Here is a 19650-nt window from a genome sequence, read left to right as displayed (position 1 = left end):
AGTATGCAATGATCGTTGGCTTTAGAGACGGATGGCTCCGGGCTTTCTTTGTAGACGACACCCGCTCCCGCAACATCCCGTCCGATCTCGAACGCCGCTTGTTCCGCAAGCTCCAGATGGTTGACGACGCTGTGACCGATCTGGATTTGCGCGTGCCGCCCAGCAACCATTTCGAGAAGTTGCGCGGCAATCTGGAAGGCTTCCATTCGATCCGCGTCAACAAACAATGGCGGCTGGTCTTCCACTGGGACGGCGGTCGCGGTGAGGCGTCGGATATCTATCTCGACGACCACAGTTACAAGTGAGGTGAGACATGTTGATGACCGCACGCAAGCCGGCAACGGTTGGCGAGATTCTCACGGAAGAATTCATGCAGCCGCTCGGCTTGACGCAGGCGGCTTTAGCCGAGGCGATGGGTGTTCAGCGCAAGCATGTGAACGAATTGTGCAACGACCGCCGCAACGTGACGGCGGCAACCGCGCTCATTCTGGCGCGGGTGTTTGGCAACAGTCCCGACTTCTGGCTGAACGTCCAACGCCGAAGCGATCTTTGGGCCGTTATGAATTCGCCCGACGAACGGGCGCGTGTTGACCGCGCTAGGCCTCTGCCGACAGCCGCATAGACAATTTGCAAGGCTAATGCAGCGCCTTCACCAGCGCGCCCACCATCGTCTGCGGGCGATAGCCGAGCTTGGCAGGCGTCAGCCCCAGCCGCACCACCACCAACTGCTCCGAGGGAATGATGGCGACCGTCTGTCCGTCATGCCCTTCCATCCAGTACGTGTCCTTGGGCAGGCCGGCCGCGACGCCGGCGCCAGGGTTCTCCTCATCGCCCGGTGCCTCGATCCACAGCTGGCCCTTGCTGTAGACTTTCGAAGCCGGCGCCGGCTCGCGCATCCAGTCGACGAAGCCGGCCGGCAGCACCTGGTTGCCGTTCCACACCCCGCTTTGCAGCAGGAACTGGCCGAAGCGCGCCCAGTCATGCGCGGTGGCGTAGAGATAGGACGAGCCGACGAACGTGCCCTGCTCGTCGGTTTCGAGCACCGCGCTGTGCATGCCGAGCGGCTCGAACAGCGCCGTGCGCGGCCATGTCAGCGCCTTGGCCTTGTCGCCGATCGCGTCCTGCCACAGCCGCGACAGCATCACCGCCGTGCCGCTCGAATAGGAAAACACCTTGCCGACCTCGCCCGCCAGTGGCTTTGATTCGGCAAAGCCCGCCATGTCGGGTTCGAGATAGAGCATGCGCGTCACATCGGCGACGTCGCCATAATCCTCGTTGAATTCCAGCCCGCTCGACATCGCCATCATGTCGGCAAGGCTGATCGCGCCGCGGCCATCGGCCTTCCAGGGAACGAACAGGCCCTTGTTGTCGATGGCCATCTTGCCGTCCTTGACCAGCGTGCCGATGATGGCGGCGTTCACCGTCTTGGTCATCGACCAGCCGAGCAGCGGCGTCTTGGCGGAAAAGCCGTCGCCATAGCGTTCGGCGACGACACGGCCGTTCTTGACCACGACCACCGCGCGCATGCCGGTGCCGATCAGCGCCGCATCGTCGAGCAGCTTGGCAATCACCGGATCCTGAGAGGCCTCGACGCGTTCGCCTTCCGGCCACAGCGTGTCCTGACTGGTTGCCGCGGGCTCGGCATGGACTGCCGTGCGCCGTGCCTTGCCGACATCGCCGTCGGGAACCGAGGCGCAGCCCAGCCCGTCACGGGAAACCGCCTCGCTCTTGCCGAGGAAGCCAAGCAGGCCCGCCGAAACCGTCCCCCGGTTCTTGTCGACCGAGACCCGCATGAGCCGCAGCAGCGGGTGACCGGGCGCCTGCACATCGACGGCAAGCACGTCATTGGGGTCGCGCCCGGCGATGAAGACGTTGGAGCAGACGATCTTGGCCGAATAGCCGGAACCGACGCGGATCAATTCCGGCGGCGCGATGTAAAGCCAGGCAAACAGCGCGGCGACCGCCAGCACGATCAGGCCAAGCAGCCATTTGACGATCTTGACGACCACTCGCATCCGTTGCCTCCCAGGCTTTCGCCCGACCCTTATGTCATCGAATTGCCGCCATTGCTTCCGCAAAATCGGGGCACTTGTCGAGCGCCGTCAACGGATTATCAACCATGATCGGCGATCACATGGATGCATGTCGCCCAAAAGTGCGCAGCGGTTTTGGGACCACGACATGCACAAAAAAAGGATATGCTGGACGATGCGTGGGGCGATCGTTCGGAGGGGGCCAGACCGGCCATCAGTTCACAGACCCATCAGCGACCGGCTGATTCCGGCTTGGAAGTTGTGATGCGCCGTCTTGCGGCTCTTTTCATGCTGACGCTGCTTGCCGCCTGCTCGACCGTCGACGATCTGTCGCCGCTGTCACCCTCTTCGTCGAGCAGCCCGACGGTGGCCGTGCGCGCGCCGCGCTTCGCCGATTCTAAGCCGCATGAATGGGACAGCGGCGCACCGTGGAACTATGCCGTTCATGGCACCGACGTCTCCAAGTACCAAACCTCGGTCGACTGGCCGATGGCCAAGGCAAGCGGCATTTCCTTCGCCTTCATCAAGGCGACCGAAGGCGGCGACCGCTTCGACGAATATTTCAACGAGCATTGGGCGAACACGAAAGCCGCCGGCGTTCCGCGCGCCGCCTATCATTTCTTCTATTTCTGCACCCCGGCCGCCCAGCAGGCGCGCTGGTTCATCCAGAATGTTCCCGTCGACCGCTCGGCGATGCCGCCGGTGCTCGACATGGAATGGAACCCGAAATCGCCGACCTGCAGGCTGCGTCCCGACGCTGCCACGGTGCGCGCGGAGATGACCACCTTCCTCCAGATCGTCGAGCGCCATTACGGCAAGAAACCGATCATCTACACCTCGGTCGATTTCTTCGACGACAACGAGCTGTCGACCTTCCGCGGCTACCCCTACTGGCTGCGTTCCGTCGCCGGCCACCCGCGCGAGAAATATGGCAGCCACCCCTTCACCTTCTGGCAGTACACCGGAACCGGCATCGTTCCCGGCATGACCGGCAAGTCCGACATCAACGTCTTCAACGGCAGCGAAGCTGCATGGAACAAGTGGCTGCGGCAGAACACCCGCTGACGTCGGGTTCAACGGCAGCACCGCCCTGGATCAAATCGCCCCAGCAGAGCTCCCGTTGAACCGGGTTCAACGCCAGCGAACGGCATTCAACGAAGGACTGCGGCAGAAGAACCGTTGACACCGGGCCTGCCGCCTGCTTTTCGACACAGCCAGCGGTAAAGAGTGCAACCGCCGGTAATTCAGGGCGTTGGGCATCCAGCCAAGCACGACAATGCCCTCTTCGTTTCGAAAGGAAGCTGATGCGACTGCGTTCTCAAGCCCTCGCGGCGCTATTCCTGTGCGCCACGGCCTTGCCGGCGATGGCGCAGGAATGCGGCGGCGACTTCGAAACCTGGAAACAGGGCGTGGCGGCGGAAGCCAAGGCGGCCGGTGTCGGCGCGGTCGGCCTCGACGCGCTGGAGGATGCCACCTTCGACGAGCGGGCGCTGGCGCGCGACCGCGCCCAGGGCGTCTTCACCCAGACCTTCATCGAATTCTCCAACCGCATGATCTCGGCCTACCGGCTGAAGCAAGGCGCGGCGAACATGAAGAAATACGCCGATATTTTCGCCCGCGCCGACCAGCAGTTCGGCGTCCAGGCACCGGTCATCACCGCCTTCTGGGCGCTGGAGACCGATTTTGGCGCCGTGCAGGGCGATTTCCACACGCTGAGCGCGCTGGTGACCTTGTCCCACGATTGCCGGCGCCCGCAGCTGTTCCGTCAGCAGCTGGTGCCGCTTCTCGAGCTGATCGATCGCGGCGTGCTGCCGGCCGACGTCGAGGGCGCCTGGGCCGGCGAGATCGGCCAGACGCAGATCCTGCCTTCCGATTATCTGACACACGGCGTCGACGGCGATGGCGACGGCAAGGTCGACCTGCGCGGCAGCGTGCCCGATGTGATCATGACCACGGCCAGCAAGGTTCTGTCGCGCGGTTGGAAGCGCGATGAGCCCTGGATCCAGGAAGTGCGCGTGCCGGACGAGATGCCCTGGGACCAGACCGGGCGCACCAACAAATTGCCGCTGACGCAATGGGCGCAGTGGGGCGTCACCAATCCCGACGGCTCGCCGCTGGTCGACAAGGGCCTGAAGGCCGGCCTGGCGCTGCCCATGGGTCGCAAGGGCCCGGCCTTCCTCACCTACGACAATTTCGACGTCTATCTCGAATGGAACCAGTCCTTCACCTATGCGCTGACCGCGGCCAACCTCGCTGCGCGGCTCGCTGGCGCGCCGCCGCTTGATCCGCGCAACCCGGAACAAGGTCTCAACAACGAGCAGATGAAGGCGCTGCAGACCAAGCTCGAAGCCCGAGGCTACGACGTCGGCACGGTCGACGGCATTCTCGGCACCAACACCCGCGAAGCCATCCGCAAGGAGCAGATGCGGCTGGGTCTGCCCGTGGACGGATGGCCGACGCCGGAGCTGTTGGGGAAGCTGTGATAGAGAGTGAGTAGTGAGTAGTGAGTAGTGAGTAGTGAGTAGTGAGTAGTGGAATACAGAGAATTCCCTACTGACTACTGACTACTCACTCTTTTTCCTAATCCGCCATCGTCTCCAAACTGGCAAATCCCTGCGGCGCATCGCCCTCGTCGAAGGGCGTCGTCACCTCGACGAACGTGTCGGGATAGAAGCCGTTGAAGCGCGTGCGCAGCGACAGCGAATAGGCGCCGATATGGCCGATCTCGATCCAGTCGCCGGTATCGACGGTTTCCGGCAGCCAGAATGGCCTGGACAGGATGTCGACGGAATCACAGGTCGCGCCGCAGACCTTGAACGGCACGATGTTCTTTTCATCGCCATTGCGGGTCCTGATCGCCGGATCGGGAATGAAGCGCGCCGGCAGTGTGATCTTGCCGGTCCATGAGTCGGACAGCGACGCCCAGATGCCGTCATTGATGTAGAGCCGCTTGCCCTTGCGCAGGAGCACGCGCACGATCAGCGACAGGCAGCGCGCCACGATCACCCTGCCCGGCTCCGCCACCAGCGGCATCTGGTCGAACTGATATTCTTTCAGGTCGCCGGAAAGCCGCGACATGATCTGGCCGAGCGATGGCATCTCGATCAGCTTGCGGTTGGGATCGTGCCCGTACTCGGCCGGAAAGCCGCCACCGACGTCAAGCCCGGCAAGGTCGAAGGTCAGCCGGTTGCGCACCCAGTCGGCCGAAGCCAGCGCCCGCTCATAGGTGTCGGGATCCTCGATCTGGCTGCCGACATGGAAGCAGAGGCCGACCTTGTAGCCGGTGCGGTGCAGCCGCTCGGCGAGTTCCACGGCATAGGCCGGGCCGGCGCCGAACTTCTTCGACAATTCGTAGGCCGCCGATCCTTTCGTCTGGATGCGCACGAAGACGCTGATGGCGCCAGGATCGATGTCGAGCGCCCGCACCACGCGCGTCAGCTTGGTGATCTCGTCCTCATGATCGAGCGAGATGACGCGGATGCCGTATTTCTCCAAAGCCAGCTTGATGTCGGACTGCGCCTTGACCGGGTGCATGTAGAGCATCTCGGCATCGGGCGAGACGGCGCGCACGGCGGCGAACTCACCGGGCGAAGCGACGTCGAAGGCGGTGACGCCGGCCTCAACCAAAGTCTTCAACACGATCTGCTCGCCATTGGTCTTGACCGCATAGGCGGTCTTGCCGGGGAACATGCCCATGAACTGCCTGGCATCGGCCTTCAGCACCTGCGGGCGGAAGCAATAGACCGGATCGTCCGGACGAAGCGCCAGTGCCGCCTCGCGGGCATTCTCGAATCGCTGCATGGACGAATCCTCGATCTCGGCTGCGCACAATTAATCCAAGCTAGCGACTAATGAAAACAATTCTGTGTCTCGCGGCACTCACGCAGCGGCTCTAGTTTTTGGCAGCATCGTTTGCCAGCGATCAGGTTTCGGGTGGCCCTTGTCATCAGACCGGCTATGCCATCTTCCTGACCGGCCGGCATTCGGGCCGGCATGTCGGCCATCCGGGGGAGGACGATAGGCATGGCAATAGCCGCGACATCAACACCACGCGGACCCATGACGCTCACCGACTGGGGGCAATTGCTGCTGCTTGGAGCCATCTGGGGCGGTTCGTTCTTCTTTGCCCGCATCGCGGTGGCGGAACTCCACCCGCTGGTGCTGGTGCTGTTTCGCGTCGCTATCGCCGCGATCGCGCTGCAGCTGTATCTGGCCATTCGTGGCCCGTCTTTCCGCCTCGCCTTTCCGCATGCCGGCCTGTTCTTCCTGCTGGCCTTCACCAACAATGTCGTGCCTTTCTCGTTGATCTTCGCCGGCCAGACCGAGCTTGGCGCCGGTGTCGCCTCGGTGCTCAACGCGACGACGCCGTTCTGGACATTGATCCTCGCCAACGCGCTGACCTCGGATGAGAAGCTCTCGTGGAACAAGCTCGCCGGCATCGGGCTCGGCGTTGCCGGCACCGCTGTCATGATCGGTCCCGGCCTGCTCGCCGGGCTTGGCGGCCCGGTCTGGGCGAAATTCGCGCTGATCGGCGCGTCCTTGTCCTACGGCGTCGCGCTGATGGTCGCCCGCCGCTTCAAGGGCGTGCCCTCGCCGGTCATCGCCACCGGGCAGCTGACCGCTTCGACCATCATCATGATCCCGGTCGTGCTATTGGCGCACGGCCCCGCCGGCCTGTTTTCGGCCTCGCCCCCAGTCTGGGCGGCGGTGCTGGCGCTGGCGCTGCTTTCCACCGCCTTTGCCTATATCCTCTATTTCAACCTGGTCGCCTCGGCCGGCGCCACCAATGCCTCGCTGGTCACGCTGATCGTCCCGGCCAGCGCCATGCTGCTCGGTTTTCTTTTCCTGGGCGAGCGGCTGGAACTGTTCGAGATCGGCGGCGTGGTGCTGATCGCGCTGGGCTTGGTCACCATCGACGGACGGCTGTTTGGCCGACGGTAGAGCGCCGCGCGTCTAAATTGGACGCACAAAGGACGCTCTAACGACTTAACCAAATCCCGGCATTGGCGCGAAAGTCGAAGTTGACTTTCGCGGTGGTAGCGCTGCCATGACACGGTAGCGACACCATCCCGCCACAATTTATTCACAGGTCTGAAGCGGGTTTTTGCCGAGAAGTTTCAACGGCTAACGGCAAAACCGAGGTCGCAAATCTCACAATCACGTCGCAATGCAGCACATTTTCCGCTTGCCTGTGGCACAAATGACCCTAGACTCTCAGGCATAGCTCTTTAAGAGGAGGCTATGTCATGGGACTTACGAGGCCGATCAACGCATTGATGATTTGTGCTGCGTTTGCTTTCATCGGCGCCCTCATTATGGGCGTCCTTCCCTGAACCCGCCAAGACGGGGAAGACCAGCACCAGATAGTCTAAGCAATTCGAAAGGCCGGGTTTTTACCCGGCCTTTTGCTGTTCGGCGCTGCCTTACGCAGCGGCCGAGCCTGCCACCTCCGCCTCGTGCGAGCGGATGCCGATCATGTGGCAGATCGCAAAGACGAGATCGGCGCGGTTCATCGTGTAGAAGTGGAAATCGCCCACCCCGCGCTCGACCAGGTCGAGCACCTGCTCGGCGGCGACGGCCGATGCAACCAGCGCATGGGTCTGCGGGTCGTTCTGCAAGCCGTCGAAGCGCTCGGCCAGCCATGCCGGCACCAACGCGCCGCAGCGTGCCGAGAAATTGGCGACCTGGGTGAAATTATGCACCGGCAGGATGCCGGGCACGATCGGGATGTAGATGCCGGCCCGGCGAGCGCGCTCGACATAGCGCTCGTAGAGATCATTGTCGAAGAAGAACTGGGTGATCGCCCGCGTCGCGCCATTGTCGACCTTGCGCTTCAGCATGTCGATATCGGTGGCGAAATCCGGGCTTTCCGGATGCTTCTCCGGATAGGCCGAGACCGAAATGTCGAAATCGCCGGCGTCCTTCAGCGCACCGACCAGTTCAGCACCATTGGCGTAGCCGTCCGGATGCGGACGGTAGGCGGTGCCCACGCCGGCGGCCGGATCGCCGCGCAGGGCAACGAAGCGCTTGACCCCCATATCGACGAATTCCTGGATCACCGCATCGACCTGATGGCGGGCGGCATCGACGCAGGTCATGTGCGCGGCCGGCGTCAGGCTGGTCTCGTTCAGGATGCGGCCGATGGTGCGCGCCGTGCGCTCACGCGTCGAGCCGCCGGCGCCATAGGTCACCGAGACGAATTTCGGCTTCAGCGGCTCCAGCCGCGTGACCGTGTCCCACAGCCGCGCCTCCATCTCGTCGGTCTTGGGCGGGAAGAATTCGAAGGAAACCTTGACCTTGTCGCCAATGTCGGGGCGGCGGGAAAAGCGGAACTGGTTCATCAGGCGATTTCCCCTATCGAGTTCACTTTGGTCTGCTCATTGGCGGGATCGGCGATCAGCAGGCGCCGGTCGCGGCCAAGCCAGAGTTTTACGGTAAGCCTGGCCTCGTTGCCGCCGCGCGGCTCGAACTCCTGGGCATCCTCGAGATCGAGCCCGGCCTCGGCAAACCACTCGCCAATCTGCCGGTCGGAAAAGCCGAGCCGCATATGCGCATGCTCATCGCGCAGGAATTCCAGCGTGTGCGGCGCGAAATCGACGATGACCAGCCGGCCCGACGGGCGCAAAAGCCGCGCCGCCTCGTGGATGGCGCGGGCCGGATCGTCGAGATAGTGCAGCACCTGGTGAATGGTGACGAGATCGAAGGCATCGCGCTCGACCGGCGGCGAGAAGATATCGCCCTGCCGCACCTGCGCGTTCGAAACGCCAGCCTTGTCGAGATTGGCGCGCGCCACGGTCAGCATCTCGCGCGACATGTCGATGCCGACGCCGCGCCGGTAGAGCGGCGAGAAGATTTCGAGCAGCCGGCCGGTGCCGGTGCCGAGATCAAGCATCGACTGGAACGGCCGCTTGCCGACCAGCTTCAACATCGCCGCCTCGACCGCGCGGTCCGGCACATGCAGCGAACGGATATGGTCCCAGCTTGCCGCATTCACGGAAAAATACTCGGTGGCGCGGTCCTGCCGCTTGCGCTTGACCGAGGCCAGCCGCTCGAGATCGCGCTCGACCTGCGGATCGGCACCGCGAATGCTGGAAACCAGCCCCATGACGAAGTCACGCGCGGAATCGGCATCCGACAGGCGGAAGAACGCCCATGACCCTTCCTGGTAGCGGTCGATCAGCCCGGCCTCGAGCAGCAGCTTCAAATGCCGCGAGACGCGCGGCTGCGACTGGCCGAGAATTTCGGTAAGATCGGAAACGGTGAGGTCGCCGCGCGACAACAGTGCCAATATGCGCAGGCGGCTGGATTCGGCCGCCGCCTTCAGCGTATCCACCATGGTGTCGAGCGAGACATGCATCAGCGTACTCTTTTCAGCGCATTCACTTTGAAAAAGATATAAACATATGTTTATGTCGATTTTCAAAACCTTGCAAGCGCTATGTCGCTTGCGGACAAGAAAATGCCGCATGCGTGATTTTCCGGTGCGTGCCGCCCAAAAATGTGGTGCGGTCTTGGGACAATGACAGGCACCAACACAGAGATGGGCAGAATGAGCGGGCCATGCGAAATGTTCGAGGCACGCGAAGGCGAGCAGAGGCTGGAACAGGATCCGGCTGTGATGCCCGCGGATGGCGGCGTCGTCTTCATCGGCCGCATCGCCTCGCCCTGGACGACAAGGGAGAGCTGCCCGAAGAACATGCGCACGGCCCGCGAGACCGGGCAGCCAGCCGTGCTGACCATCGACGCGCCCTATCGCTGCGGCTTGCAAGGCCTGGAGCGTGCCAGCCACGTCATCATCCTGTCCTGGCTGCATCATGCGCCGCGCAATCTGATTGTGCAGAAACCCCGCCATGCGGCTGAAGCGAAAGGCGTATTCGGCTTGCGCTCCCCTGCCCGGCCGAATCCGGTCGGCCTGCATGTGGCAAGGCTCGTCGGGCTGGACATCACCACCGGACGCATCGACCTTGACGCCATCGACGTGCTCGACGGCACGCCGGTCATCGACATCAAGCCTTACTTCGCCTCGACCGACGCCATACCGGAGGCGACCATCGAAGGGCGTGATGAGCCCAAACGGATCCTACGATGACGGCACCAACCGGCCGCCGCCGCGCCATCGCCAAGGCGCTGACCGCACTTCTGCCGCTGGCGCCTTACGCCGACATGGAAAAGATCCGCACTGACGCCGGCGCGGTGCATATGAAGACCTTGCCGCCAGGCATTGCCGTGTGGCTGGCAACCATTGCCCACATCCGCCACATGCACACCGACTACGAAAAGCTGTTGGCCGAGGGCTATGACCGCGACTCCGCCCGCTTCTTCGTCATCGAGCAAACCAACATCGTGCTCACCCGCTGGCGCGCGACACGGCTGCTCGACGCCGACGACGAAGAGGAATGAGGCGGCTATTGCCGGGTCAAAACGGCGATCGCATTGTAAGGCTGGCCGTCGGCCTGGCCGACCCAGGTCCAGGACAGGTTTCCCTTGAAGAAGCGGACGGTGATGTCGCCGCCGTCGATGCACTTGTCTTGGCCATAAGTGATGCTCTCGTGGAATTCCGCCGACGTCTCATCCCTCGACGTCTGCGACAGCGATCCGCCGCAGCCGAGTGAGGGATAGTCGATCGATCCGCCGTCATCCCTGATGGTCATGGCGATCGACCAGTCGGCGCCGGCGTCACCCGCCGGGCTCTGGTGGCCGCTGCCGACCCAAATGCCGGTAAGCGTGGGCACCGGCACGTTCACCGCACAAGGGACATTCTGGAAGATCGGCGTCAGTTCACTGCCGGTCTTCTCGCAGCGATAGGTCTGGCCGTTTTGGCAGAGTTCGTCGCCTTGTTTCGTGCATTGCGCGCTGGCCTCGCCCGCGGCGGCGAAAATCGCCATGGCTGCGATGATGGTCCCAAGCCTGCCCATTTCCCCTCCCCATTCCAAGCCATCGGATCATAAGGCAATTCCAATCCAGTGTATCGGCCAGACCGTCATGGAGGACGAACGGCGCCGGGCGGCTGGCTCTATGTCTTCTGCCCGGTGCCGATAGGCTGATGACCCGCCCTGCGCGAGAGGAGGCCCCGATGGACCAGACAACGGCAACACAGGCTTCAAAGCCGCTGCCTGTGGTCAGCGATCGTCATATCGACCCGCATGCCTATCCCGATGGCATCGCCTTCCTCGACGGCCAGTACCTGCCGATGTCGCAAGCCAAGGTGTCGGTGCTGGATTGGGGGTTCCTGCATTCCGACGCCACCTATGACACGGTGCATGTCTGGGAGGGCCGCTTCTTCCGCCTCGACCTGCATCTCGACCGCTTCTTCGGCGGGCTGGAAAAGCTGCACATGACCATCCCCTTCGACCGGGATGGCGTGGCTGAAATCCTGCACAATTGCGTCGCACTTTCGGGTCATCGCGCCGCCTATGTCGAAATGCTGTGCACGCGCGGCGCCTCGCCGACCTTCAGCCGTGATCCGCGCCAGGCGATCAACCGCTTCATGGCTTTCGCCGTGCCTTTCGGCTCGGTCGCCAATGCCGAGCAGCTGCAACGCGGCTTGCGCGTCGCCATCAGCGACAAGGTGCGCATCCCGCCGGCCTCGATCGATCCGGCGATCAAGAACTACCACTGGCTCGATCTGGTGCGCGGCCTCTACGACGCCTATGACCAAGGTGCCGAGACCGCGCTCCTCCTCGACTTCAACGGCAATGTCGCCGAAGGCCCGGGCTTCAACGTCTTTTGCGTCAAGGATGGCAAACTGTCGACGCCGGCCATCGGCGTGCTGCCCGGCATCACCCGCCGCACCGTCTTCGATCTTTGCGCCGAAGAAGGTCTTGTCGCCGACGCCACCGATGTCGGCGTCGCCGCGCTCAAGGCGGCCGACGAAGTCTTCATCACCTCGACCGCCGGCGGCATCATGCCGGTGACTGAGATCGATGGCGCGGCGATCGCCGATGGCAAGGTCGGACCCGTCACCAGCCGGCTGATGGCGCTCTACTGGAAAAAGCACGACGACCCGGCGTGGTCGTCTCAGGTGAAGTATCCCTAATCAAAGGGCGTCTTGTTCAAAAAGATTTCCCCTCGCCTCTGGAAAATCACGGGATAGACCGTATATGCGCGAAAGCGGAGAAGCCTCCGCTTTCGTCCAAAATCACGCCCGAAGGGGCAAGGATTCCACATCATGACAAACAAGGTTTGGTTCATCACCGGATCGTCGAAGGGTTTTGGCCGCGTCTGGGCCGAGGCCGCATTGGCGCGTGGCGACCGTGTTGCCGCGACAGCCCGTGACGCCGGCACGCTCGCCGATCTGGTCGAAAAATATGGCGACAACATCGCCGCGATAAAGCTCGACGTCACCGACAAGAAAGCCGTCGATGCCGCTGTCGCCGAGGCGCACAAGCGCTTTGGCCGGCTCGACGTCGTCATCAACAATGCCGGCTATGGCCATTTCGGCGCCATCGAGGAGGTCAGTGAGCAGGAAGCCCGCGACCAGATCGAAACCAATGTGTTCGGCGCTCTGTGGGTCACCCAGGCGGTACTGCCGATCATGCGGGCGCAGCGCTCCGGCCACATCATCCAGATCTCGTCGATCGGCGGCGTCAATGCCTTCGCCTCGCTCGGCCTCTACCACGCCTCGAAATGGGCGCTGGAAGCCTTCAGCCAGTCGCTCAGCATCGAGGTTGGGGAATTCGGCATCCATGTCACGCTGGTTGAGCCGGGCGGCTTCTCCACCGACTGGTCCGGCGCCTCTGCCAAGGTCTCCAAGCCGATCGAGGCCTATGCGCCTGCCCGCGCCAAGATGGCCGAGCGCCGCGCCAACTCGGTCGCCGGCGATCCCGAGGCGACCGGTCCGGCGATGCTGGCCATCGTCGACGCCGCCGAGCCGCCGCTGCGCGTGTTCTTCGGCGACGGCGGCCTGCCGATGATCCGCCAGGAATACGCCAACCGCCTCGCCACCTGGGACAAGTGGGACCACGTTTCCGTCATGGCGCAAGGCGCGAGGAAGAACCGTAAGGGCTGAGGCCCAGCGCTTCTGCTACGCCGCTCAGTGGGCGGCGTAGCTCTTCGGCCACGAGGAGAACCCGCAGCTACGCCTGATAAATCCGCTGTTCCGGCACCCGCACCGAAATCTCTTCGCCGGCGCTGATCGTTCCGGGCTTCTCGACCCAGGCGACCACGCCACGCAACCGCTTCGCCATTTTTGGAAACAACAGTGCGCCGGCTTCGATGTCGGCCATTCCAGCATTTTCGGCGATCGATCGCCCGGCGATGCGGCATGGTCCGTTCTGGGCGTCGACCTTGAGGGTCACGCCGTCCTTGAAGAACAGCAGCGTGCCGGCCGGCAGCATCGACAGATGCGGCACGCCCTCGATCACCAGATTGGCGCCGATCCATTCCGGCTTGATCTCGGCCAAACCCATCCGCTCGGTGACAATGGCCAGTTCATCCGCAGCCACGATGGACAGCTGCCGCTCATTGCGCATTTCGGTGCCGCGCGGATACCAGGGCTCGCGCCCGCCCGAGCGCCGCGTTGGGCCGGCGTGGAAATCGCCCGATATGCCGTCGAAGCCGAGCCGCAATTCCTCCACCGGCCTTGTCTGGAAATGATCCGCCGGCGCGACATAGAGCGCTGCCGCGCGGGCGGAAAGCTTCTTGGCCGGGATGATGTCGACCGGTTTCTCGGCCTCGGGGAAGAGATCCAGCATGGCGTTCCGTCCTTGAATCATGCTTCCCGTTTTTGCTCTTCGGCCGGCAAGGCCGCAAGAGCGGTTTGGGCCAAAATGCGCAGCTCTTCGACCGATGCGCCGTCCCGCGCCTGGATCGACATGCCGTTCATAACGCCTGCAATATATTTGGCGAAGCCTTCGACGGAGAAGCCTTCCGGCAGATCGCCCGCCGCCCTCCCCTTGGCCAGTCGCTCGGCGATCGCCGCTTCGCTTGCCTTGCGATAGGCCTTGAGTTCATCGGCAATGGCTTGCGCCTGCGGCGAGGCCGCCAGCGCACCGCTGACGAACAGGCATCCGCCCGGCTTGCTAGGCCTAGAATAGGCCTCCGCCGCCCCCAGCAGCAACCGCCGTATAGCCTCCCGCGTCGGCACCGGCGCGCTCAGCGCGTCGAGCGCAAAGCCGATCTCCGTCTCGTGGTAGCGCGTCAGTGCCTTGCGGAACAAAGTCTCCTTGTCAGTGAAGGCGTTGTAGATCTGCGGCGGCGTCAGCCCCATCGCCTCGCGCAGCATGGCCAGCGACGTCGCCTCATAGCCATGCTCCCAAAACAGATGCATCGCCGCATCCAGCGCCCGGTCGGGGTCGAACGCGCGGGGACGACCACCCCTAGCCTTTTCCAAATTATCCATATTGATCGATACGAAACCTGTTGACTTGCTCGGCGAGAATAACGTAACAATTGATACGAAACATGGCAAGCCGGAAGACGATCTTCCGGCAAGGCCGTGCAGCCCGAGGACAAGGAGAGACCGAATGCCCATCACCGTGACCGCGCCGGAAGGCGTACTGACAGGGGCCGGAGAACGCGAGATCCTGCCGCGCCTCAGCGCCGCCCTCATCGAAGCCTCCGGCGCCACCGGCAATTCCTTCTTCACCGCGATTGTCGGTGGCACGGTCCACGTCCTGCCGCCCCGCCACATCTATGCCGGCGGCGCCAACAGGCCCGTCGTCATGGTGGAGTTGAAATTGCCCAATATCGGCCTTGGCTCTGTCGAAGCCCGCAGGGCCTTCATCGACGCCGCTTCCGGGATTGTCGCCGAACTCTGCGTGCCCGAGCACAGGCCCGAAAACACCTGGATCAACATCGTCAACGCGCCTGACGGCGGCTGGGGCATCGGTGACAGGCAATTTACGGGAGACGCGCTCGTCGCTGCCGCCATGGCCGCCGCGCACTGATGATGGGGAAAGATAGGATGCGGCTCTCCCCTTCGCTGTTCTTCACCACCAATTGCGAGCCGGCACTGGCCTTCTACGAACGGTGCGGCCTTGGCCGGGCAACGATCCTGCTGCGCTGGGGTGACAACGGCATGCCGGTGCGCACGGAAGCCATGCGTGGAAAAATCCTGCATGCGCGCTTCGAAGGTCCAGGCGTCTTGTTCCATGCCTCCGACAATGACGATGCGGAGCCGATGAAAGGCTCAGCCATGATGCTGGAGTTCGATGACCTCGCCGCCATGCGGGAGATTTTCTCCCGCATGGCGGCCGGCGGCCGCATCACGGTGCCCCTGGCGCGGCAATATTGGGGAACCAGCTTCGGCATGCTGGTCGACGCTTATGGCGTGCAGTGGATGTTCAGTTGCTCGCATCAATGAAGGCGAAGGATCACGATCTTCTTACCGGAAATGGAATTGGTGCCGCATTGCCGCCGCGTCGGATCGCTTTCATGGTGGTGAGACACTGCGGAGGCACTCATGCGACCGGTGACGGCAATCGGGCTACTCTGGCTGATCTGGGTGGTCAGCTGGCTTGCGGCCGCCATGTGGGCTGATCCGGCTCAGAAACGCGCCACCATCGGCGCGGAGGTCCGCTATCGTATCTTCTGGCTGGCAGGCACCGTCCTGCTGTTCGTCCCGGCGCATGGCTACGAAGGCAGGTTGAGATTGTGGTCTCCGACGCTCGCCGAGGCCTGGGCCTGCATTGCCCTGATCGCCATCGGCCTCATCTTCTCGTGGTGGGCGCGCATTCATCTGGGCAGGCTGTGGTCCGCATCGGTGACCGCGAAGGCAGACCACCGCGTCATCGATACCGGCCCCTACGGCCTCGTTCGCCACCCGATCTACTCAGGATTGCTGCTGGCGCTTCTCGCCACCATGGCGGCGAAAGGCACGGTCTGGGGCATTGCAGGCGTCGCACTGCTCACCATCGGCATCATCATCAAGGCAAAGCTCGAGGAACGCTTCTTGCGCGGCGAACTTGGCCCCGCCTATGACGATTACGCGCGGCGGGTGCCGATGCTGGTTCCCTTCACGCCGGCCTGACACGGCAAGCTGCGCTGCGACGCCGGTTCAGCCTGATTTTTTCGCCCCGCTGCCTTGCGAAAAATGGTCGACGGCACCGTCGATCTGAACCCAGTCATGTTTCGACTGCTCGAAGACCGACCGGATGGGAGGCGGACAGTTCGGGTCGGCCAGCGCGCCGACCGCGACGCCGATCATCGACGGCAGCCTGTCGGCCTTCCAATAGACCGTCGAGCCGCAGTCTGGACAAAAGTAGCTGTGAACTTTGCCGCCGCTTGCCGCATCGCGGGTGAATTCCTTCGGGGTTCCGGAGATGGCGACGGCTTCGGCCGGATAAAAGGCGCCGACGCCGAAGGGCGCTCCGGTTCTGCGCTGGCAGTCGAGACAATGGCAGGCGACAACCAGTTTTGAAGGTCCAGGAAGCGTCAGCGTGAGAGCGCCGCAACTGCATCGGGCATCAACCATTGGAAACTCTGCTTTCTGAAACGGGATCGCGTTGATTCAAGCCGAGCCCCGACACACAGGCTGTGTCGAGGGTCAGGTCAGGCTGAACGGGAGTGGAAGACGGGTGCGAAGCGGCCCAACTGGGGACGAGAGTCCGAATGGCCTTTCAGGCCAGCGTCACCGCGACATTGTTTAAAGCATTCGGATAAGCGCGCCGCCTATCGAATACCCCGCGCCGAAGGCGCAGATCAAGCCGAAATCGCCGGGCTTCATGTCGGCATGGTTCTCCGACAGCGCGACGATGGCGCCGGCGCCCGCCGTGTTGCCGAGCCGCTCCAGCACCATCGGCGCACGGTCGTGATCGACATCGTGACCGAAGGACAGTTTCAGGATCATCGCATTCATGCGTGCATTGGCCTGATGCAGCCAGAAGCGCCGGACGGCCTGAGGGGTCAGCCCGTGCTCCGCCAGGAACTCGACGATGAACTTCTGGCCGGCGACGGTGACTTCCTTGAACACCTTGTTGCCGACCTGTTTGATCAGATTGCCTTCCAGATTGATCATGTAGGGATCATCCTGGGCGGTGCGGGTGTGGTAGCCAAGATTGGTGCGGATGTTGTTCGACATCTGCGTCCACAGGCGGGTGTCCAACACCTCGAAACGCCCCGGCCGCTTGTCGCCCTGGGCAAGTCCCTCCACCACCATCGACACCGAGGCGTCGCCGAAGATGAAATGCGTCTGCCGGTCGCGGAAATTGAGATGGCCGGTGATGATTTCCGGCGTCGTCACCAGGATGCGCTTATGCGCGCCCGAGCGCACCAGATTGACCGCCATGTGCAGCGCGGCGGCCGCGGACGAACAACCAAGCCCCATGTCGAAGCCCGCGCCCTTTGTCCCCAACGCCTCCTGCATTTCGATGGCGATCGCCGGATAGGGACGCTGATGATGCGAGGCCGAGCAGATGATGAGGTCGATCTGGGACGGTTCAAGTCCGGCATGGTCGAGCGCCTTCCTGGCTGAGGCGATGCCGAATTCGGCTTCCAGCGACAGTGCATCGTCCGGCCGCGCCGGAATGCGCGGCGTCATCCGGGTCGGGTCGAGAATGCCTTCGCGCTCGATGACATGACGGGATTTCACACCCGAGGCATGAACGATGAAGTCGCTGTCGGATTTCTGCAGCAGCGCCTCGCCGGTAACCTGGCGCCGCACGTTCTCCGTGTCGACCCAGCTGTTGAAGCTCTCGACCAGTTCTTCATTCGTGATGACAGCTTCAGGAATTTCAGCGCCGATGCCGCTGATGATGACGCGATGCATGTTTCAGTCTGTCCCATCCGCGGGCGTTGCGGCTTCATGTGGGCGCCGAAACGCTTCGGCGCAACACTTTTCTCATCAGGCCGGTTTACGCCGGCTTAAACCAAAGGTTTGGGCTGGCGTAAAACGGGTTCACCAGGCGCACAATTTGGTGTTGGTCTGCGGGTTGTTCCAGCAGGCGCCGTCGTCGCGGCTGCGCACAAACTGTCCCGGCAACGGCACGTTGCGGCGGCCGAGATTGACATAGCCATAGGCAAAGCCCGGCCCATCGATCTCCAGCACATAGGTCGGGTAGCCCGGCGCGGAGATGCGGAAGCTGCCCGCATCATCGATCGCGCGGTAACTGCACGGGAAATAGCCGTCATCGCTGGTGAAGCAGCGCGCGCGCTTGGCTTCGGCCGAAACCGAGAACGCCAGAAGCGCTGCCGCGCACACGCCGCCACCGTAAAGCAATCTTTTCAAAGTCATCATTCACCCCCTGCCAGACGGGTCATCGTGATCCCACGCGATGAGTTGGGCACGGCGGTTAAACCGGGTCAAGCCGCCACAAAGGGCCGCGGGCGAAGTGGGTAATTCTTTCCTAGCCGGCCCGCTTGGCGATAATGAAAATTCGCGGGAAACGCAGCAGCACCTTGCCATTCGCGGTCTTCGGATAGGCCTTAGCGATCTTGGCTGTGTAGTTGTCCAGGAACATCTTGCGCTCGCCAGCATCGAGCGGATCGAGGAACGGCTTCAGCCCCGTCGACTTTACCCATTCGACAATCGCCTCGGCGTCGGCCAGGGGATGATTATAGGCCGTATGCCAGATATCCAGCCGATCGGAGAGCGGCGATAGCAGGTCATAATAGAACGACACTGGCGGCAACGGTCCGCGCGCTGCGCCTGCCATCTTTGCGGCGAACGGCATTTCGGCGGCGGTCTCGCGCATCACCTGATGTGAAGGCTCAAGCAGATTGTCAGGCATCTGAACGGCCAGCGCGCCACCAGGGGCGAGAAAGCCCATCAGCCGCTGGAAGACTGCCGGATGCTCGGGCAGCCACTGGAACACCGCGTTGGCGAAGATCACATTGACCGGCTCGGCCGGCTGCCAAGTCGCCGCGTCCGCCAGGTCGAAGCTGACATTGGGCAGGCGCGCCCTCGCCTTCTCGATCATGTCGGGAGAGGTGTCGAAGCCGCTCACCTGCGCATCCGGCCAGCGCTCGACCAGAAGCTCGGTCGAGTTGCCCGGCCCGCAGCCGATGTCCACGACCCGGCGAGGGAAGTCGACCGGCACTTGGGCTGCGAGATCGCGCGCGGGCCGCGTGCGCTCGTCCTCGAATTTCAGATATTGGGCGGCGGACCAGTCGGGCTTTTGTGAAGCGGCGGTATTGTTCATCGATAGACCTCGCGACGGTTGCCCACCTCCACGACCAGGACGACAAGTCTGCTGTCATGGAACTGAGTGATGATCCTGTAGTCACCGACGCGAAAACGCCAAGCCTCTTCCTTGGTCGCTGTCAGGCGCTTGGCAAGCACCCTCGGATTGGGATGCGTCGAAACTCTCTGATTCAAGAACTCCAGGATGCGCCGCTGATCTTTCGTCGAAAGTTGCTCGATGTCTCGCTCGGCGCGCCGGGTGAACTCGACGCGCCAAGTCATTCAGCAGCAGGCTTCTTGGCGCGCTCCTCGACCTCACGACGTTCAAGCTTGCGGATCATTTCCTTTAGCGGAATGCGCACACCGTCATCATCTTTCAGGCGTTCGTCCGCGATCTTGGCATCCTGCCAATCCTCGATGGCCTCGAGGATAGCATCCACTGCGACCTGATCGGCCGTTCGACCGCTGGCCTTGGCCATGTCGGCCAGAAGCTTCTCGGTCTTGGGGGGCAATTTGATTGTGATCATCGAAAGCTCCGTCAGCCCAATTTAGGTCAAA

Annotated in this window: 25 protein-coding genes; 12 read left to right on the top strand and 13 right to left on the bottom strand. The window is 62.9% G+C overall.

The features are described from left to right. Positions 1 to 8 precede the first annotated feature (8 nt). Together CKW40_RS22960 and CKW40_RS22955 are read left to right on the top strand one after the other, a co-directional pair. On the top strand, positions 9 to 305 hold the full coding sequence (locus tag CKW40_RS22960) for a type II toxin-antitoxin system RelE/ParE family toxin (protein ID WP_095202142.1): 297 nt from the start codon (positions 9 to 11) through the stop codon (positions 303 to 305). Between the two features lie 8 nt (positions 306 to 313). Continuing rightward, complete coding sequence (locus tag CKW40_RS22955; protein ID WP_095202141.1) at positions 314 to 622, top strand: HigA family addiction module antitoxin; 309 nt, start codon at positions 314 to 316, stop codon at positions 620 to 622. Positions 623 to 635: 13 nt separating this feature from the next. On the opposite strand, the gene CKW40_RS22950 is transcribed toward CKW40_RS22955, so the two are convergent. Further along, complete coding sequence (locus CKW40_RS22950; RefSeq protein WP_095202140.1) at positions 636 to 2015, bottom strand: serine hydrolase domain-containing protein; 1380 nt, start codon at positions 2013 to 2015, stop codon at positions 636 to 638. A 282-nt stretch (positions 2016 to 2297) separates the two neighbouring features. On the opposite strand from CKW40_RS22950, the gene CKW40_RS22945 reads away from it, so the two are divergent. Together CKW40_RS22945 and CKW40_RS22940 are read left to right on the top strand one after the other, a co-directional pair. After that, entirely contained in the window at positions 2298 to 3098 is an 801-nt protein-coding gene (locus CKW40_RS22945) for a glycoside hydrolase family 25 protein (RefSeq protein WP_095202291.1), read from the top strand. Between the two features lie 239 nt (positions 3099 to 3337). Further along, a complete protein-coding gene (locus CKW40_RS22940; RefSeq protein ID WP_095202139.1) occupies positions 3338 to 4516 on the top strand; it encodes a lytic murein transglycosylase in 1179 nt (392 codons plus the stop codon). A gap of 97 nt (positions 4517 to 4613) precedes the next feature. On the opposite strand, the gene CKW40_RS22935 is transcribed toward CKW40_RS22940, so the two are convergent. After that, entirely contained in the window at positions 4614 to 5834 is a 1221-nt protein-coding gene (locus CKW40_RS22935; protein ID WP_095202290.1) for an alanine racemase, read from the bottom strand. A gap of 222 nt (positions 5835 to 6056) precedes the next feature. Between CKW40_RS22935 and CKW40_RS22930 the strand changes: the two genes are divergently transcribed. Then, positions 6057 to 6974, top strand: a complete 918-nt coding sequence (locus tag CKW40_RS22930; RefSeq protein ID WP_095202138.1) for a DMT family transporter — start codon at positions 6057 to 6059, stop codon at positions 6972 to 6974. Between the two features lie 482 nt (positions 6975 to 7456). Here CKW40_RS22930 and metF read toward each other — a convergent pair whose 3' ends face one another. Further along, positions 7457 to 8374 (bottom strand): methylenetetrahydrofolate reductase [NAD(P)H], encoded by a 918-nt coding sequence (metF, locus tag CKW40_RS22925; RefSeq protein ID WP_095202137.1) that lies wholly within the window; start codon positions 8372 to 8374, stop codon positions 7457 to 7459. Further along, positions 8374 to 9390, bottom strand: coding sequence for an ArsR/SmtB family transcription factor (locus CKW40_RS22920; RefSeq protein ID WP_095202136.1), 1017 nt, complete (start codon positions 9388 to 9390; stop codon positions 8374 to 8376). Before CKW40_RS22920 ends, metF begins: the two co-directional genes overlap by 1 nt. A gap of 192 nt (positions 9391 to 9582) precedes the next feature. Here CKW40_RS22920 and tsaA point away from each other — a divergent pair, with 192 nt between their 5' ends. Together tsaA and CKW40_RS22910 are read left to right on the top strand one after the other, a co-directional pair. Next, a complete protein-coding gene (tsaA, locus tag CKW40_RS22915; protein ID WP_095202135.1) occupies positions 9583 to 10122 on the top strand; it encodes a tRNA (N6-threonylcarbamoyladenosine(37)-N6)-methyltransferase TrmO in 540 nt (179 codons plus the stop codon). Beyond that, positions 10119 to 10433, top strand: coding sequence for a DUF2293 domain-containing protein (locus tag CKW40_RS22910; RefSeq protein WP_095202134.1), 315 nt, complete (start codon positions 10119 to 10121; stop codon positions 10431 to 10433). Before tsaA ends, CKW40_RS22910 begins: the two co-directional genes overlap by 4 nt. A gap of 5 nt (positions 10434 to 10438) precedes the next feature. On the opposite strand, the gene CKW40_RS22905 is transcribed toward CKW40_RS22910, so the two are convergent. Continuing rightward, positions 10439 to 10948: a hypothetical protein gene (locus CKW40_RS22905; protein ID WP_095202133.1), complete on the bottom strand. Its 510-nt coding sequence runs from the start codon at positions 10946 to 10948 to the stop codon at positions 10439 to 10441. A gap of 158 nt (positions 10949 to 11106) precedes the next feature. On the opposite strand from CKW40_RS22905, the gene CKW40_RS22900 reads away from it, so the two are divergent. Both CKW40_RS22900 and CKW40_RS22895 read left to right on the top strand, forming a co-directional pair. Continuing rightward, positions 11107 to 12069 carry a D-amino acid aminotransferase gene (locus CKW40_RS22900; protein WP_095202132.1) on the top strand — a complete coding sequence of 321 codons (963 nt, stop codon included), beginning with the start codon at positions 11107 to 11109 and terminating at the stop codon, positions 12067 to 12069. A 132-nt stretch (positions 12070 to 12201) separates the two neighbouring features. Then, entirely contained in the window at positions 12202 to 13041 is an 840-nt protein-coding gene (locus CKW40_RS22895) for an SDR family oxidoreductase (protein WP_095202131.1), read from the top strand. Between the two features lie 67 nt (positions 13042 to 13108). On the opposite strand, the gene CKW40_RS22890 is transcribed toward CKW40_RS22895, so the two are convergent. Together CKW40_RS22890 and CKW40_RS22885 are read right to left on the bottom strand one after the other, a co-directional pair. After that, positions 13109 to 13726 (bottom strand): MOSC domain-containing protein, encoded by a 618-nt coding sequence (locus CKW40_RS22890; protein ID WP_095202130.1) that lies wholly within the window; start codon positions 13724 to 13726, stop codon positions 13109 to 13111. Positions 13727 to 13743: 17 nt separating this feature from the next. After that, entirely contained in the window at positions 13744 to 14301 is a 558-nt protein-coding gene (locus tag CKW40_RS22885; RefSeq protein WP_244571255.1) for a TetR/AcrR family transcriptional regulator, read from the bottom strand. A gap of 196 nt (positions 14302 to 14497) precedes the next feature. Between CKW40_RS22885 and CKW40_RS22880 the strand changes: the two genes are divergently transcribed. The 3 genes from CKW40_RS22880 (at position 14498) to CKW40_RS22870 (ending at position 16002) form a co-directional block, all read left to right on the top strand. Further along, the gene (locus CKW40_RS22880; RefSeq protein WP_095202128.1) at positions 14498 to 14920 is read left to right on the top strand and encodes a hypothetical protein; all 423 of its coding nucleotides are present in this window, start codon (positions 14498 to 14500) and stop codon (positions 14918 to 14920) included. Positions 14921 to 14937: 17 nt separating this feature from the next. Then, the gene (locus tag CKW40_RS22875) at positions 14938 to 15336 is read left to right on the top strand and encodes a VOC family protein (protein WP_095202127.1); all 399 of its coding nucleotides are present in this window, start codon (positions 14938 to 14940) and stop codon (positions 15334 to 15336) included. Between the two features lie 99 nt (positions 15337 to 15435). Further along, on the top strand, positions 15436 to 16002 hold the full coding sequence (locus tag CKW40_RS22870; protein WP_095202126.1) for a methyltransferase family protein: 567 nt from the start codon (positions 15436 to 15438) through the stop codon (positions 16000 to 16002). A gap of 27 nt (positions 16003 to 16029) precedes the next feature. Here CKW40_RS22870 and CKW40_RS22865 read toward each other — a convergent pair whose 3' ends face one another. From CKW40_RS22865 to CKW40_RS22840, 6 genes are all read right to left on the bottom strand, one after another. Next, the gene (locus CKW40_RS22865; RefSeq protein ID WP_095202125.1) at positions 16030 to 16446 is read right to left on the bottom strand and encodes a GFA family protein; all 417 of its coding nucleotides are present in this window, start codon (positions 16444 to 16446) and stop codon (positions 16030 to 16032) included. Between the two features lie 171 nt (positions 16447 to 16617). After that, positions 16618 to 17739, bottom strand: a complete 1122-nt coding sequence (locus tag CKW40_RS22860) for a beta-ketoacyl-ACP synthase III (RefSeq protein WP_095202124.1) — start codon at positions 17737 to 17739, stop codon at positions 16618 to 16620. A gap of 129 nt (positions 17740 to 17868) precedes the next feature. Further along, positions 17869 to 18204: a hypothetical protein gene (locus CKW40_RS22855; RefSeq protein ID WP_095202289.1), complete on the bottom strand. Its 336-nt coding sequence runs from the start codon at positions 18202 to 18204 to the stop codon at positions 17869 to 17871. Between the two features lie 112 nt (positions 18205 to 18316). After that, positions 18317 to 19111, bottom strand: coding sequence for a trans-aconitate 2-methyltransferase (tam, locus tag CKW40_RS22850; RefSeq protein WP_095202123.1), 795 nt, complete (start codon positions 19109 to 19111; stop codon positions 18317 to 18319). Next, the gene (locus CKW40_RS22845; protein ID WP_095202122.1) at positions 19108 to 19374 is read right to left on the bottom strand and encodes a type II toxin-antitoxin system RelE family toxin; all 267 of its coding nucleotides are present in this window, start codon (positions 19372 to 19374) and stop codon (positions 19108 to 19110) included. The genes tam and CKW40_RS22845 overlap by 4 nt, the downstream gene beginning before the upstream one ends. Beyond that, positions 19371 to 19619: a DUF6290 family protein gene (locus CKW40_RS22840; RefSeq protein WP_095202121.1), complete on the bottom strand. Its 249-nt coding sequence runs from the start codon at positions 19617 to 19619 to the stop codon at positions 19371 to 19373. Before CKW40_RS22840 ends, CKW40_RS22845 begins: the two co-directional genes overlap by 4 nt. Between the last annotated feature and the right edge of the window lie 31 nt (positions 19620 to 19650).

The organism is Mesorhizobium carmichaelinearum (assembly GCF_900199455.1).
GTDB classification, from domain to species: Bacteria; Pseudomonadota; Alphaproteobacteria; order Rhizobiales; family Rhizobiaceae; genus Mesorhizobium; species Mesorhizobium carmichaelinearum.
The sequence above is the reverse complement of the archived record's forward strand: the minus strand, read 5'-3'. Positions and strand labels throughout refer to the sequence as shown.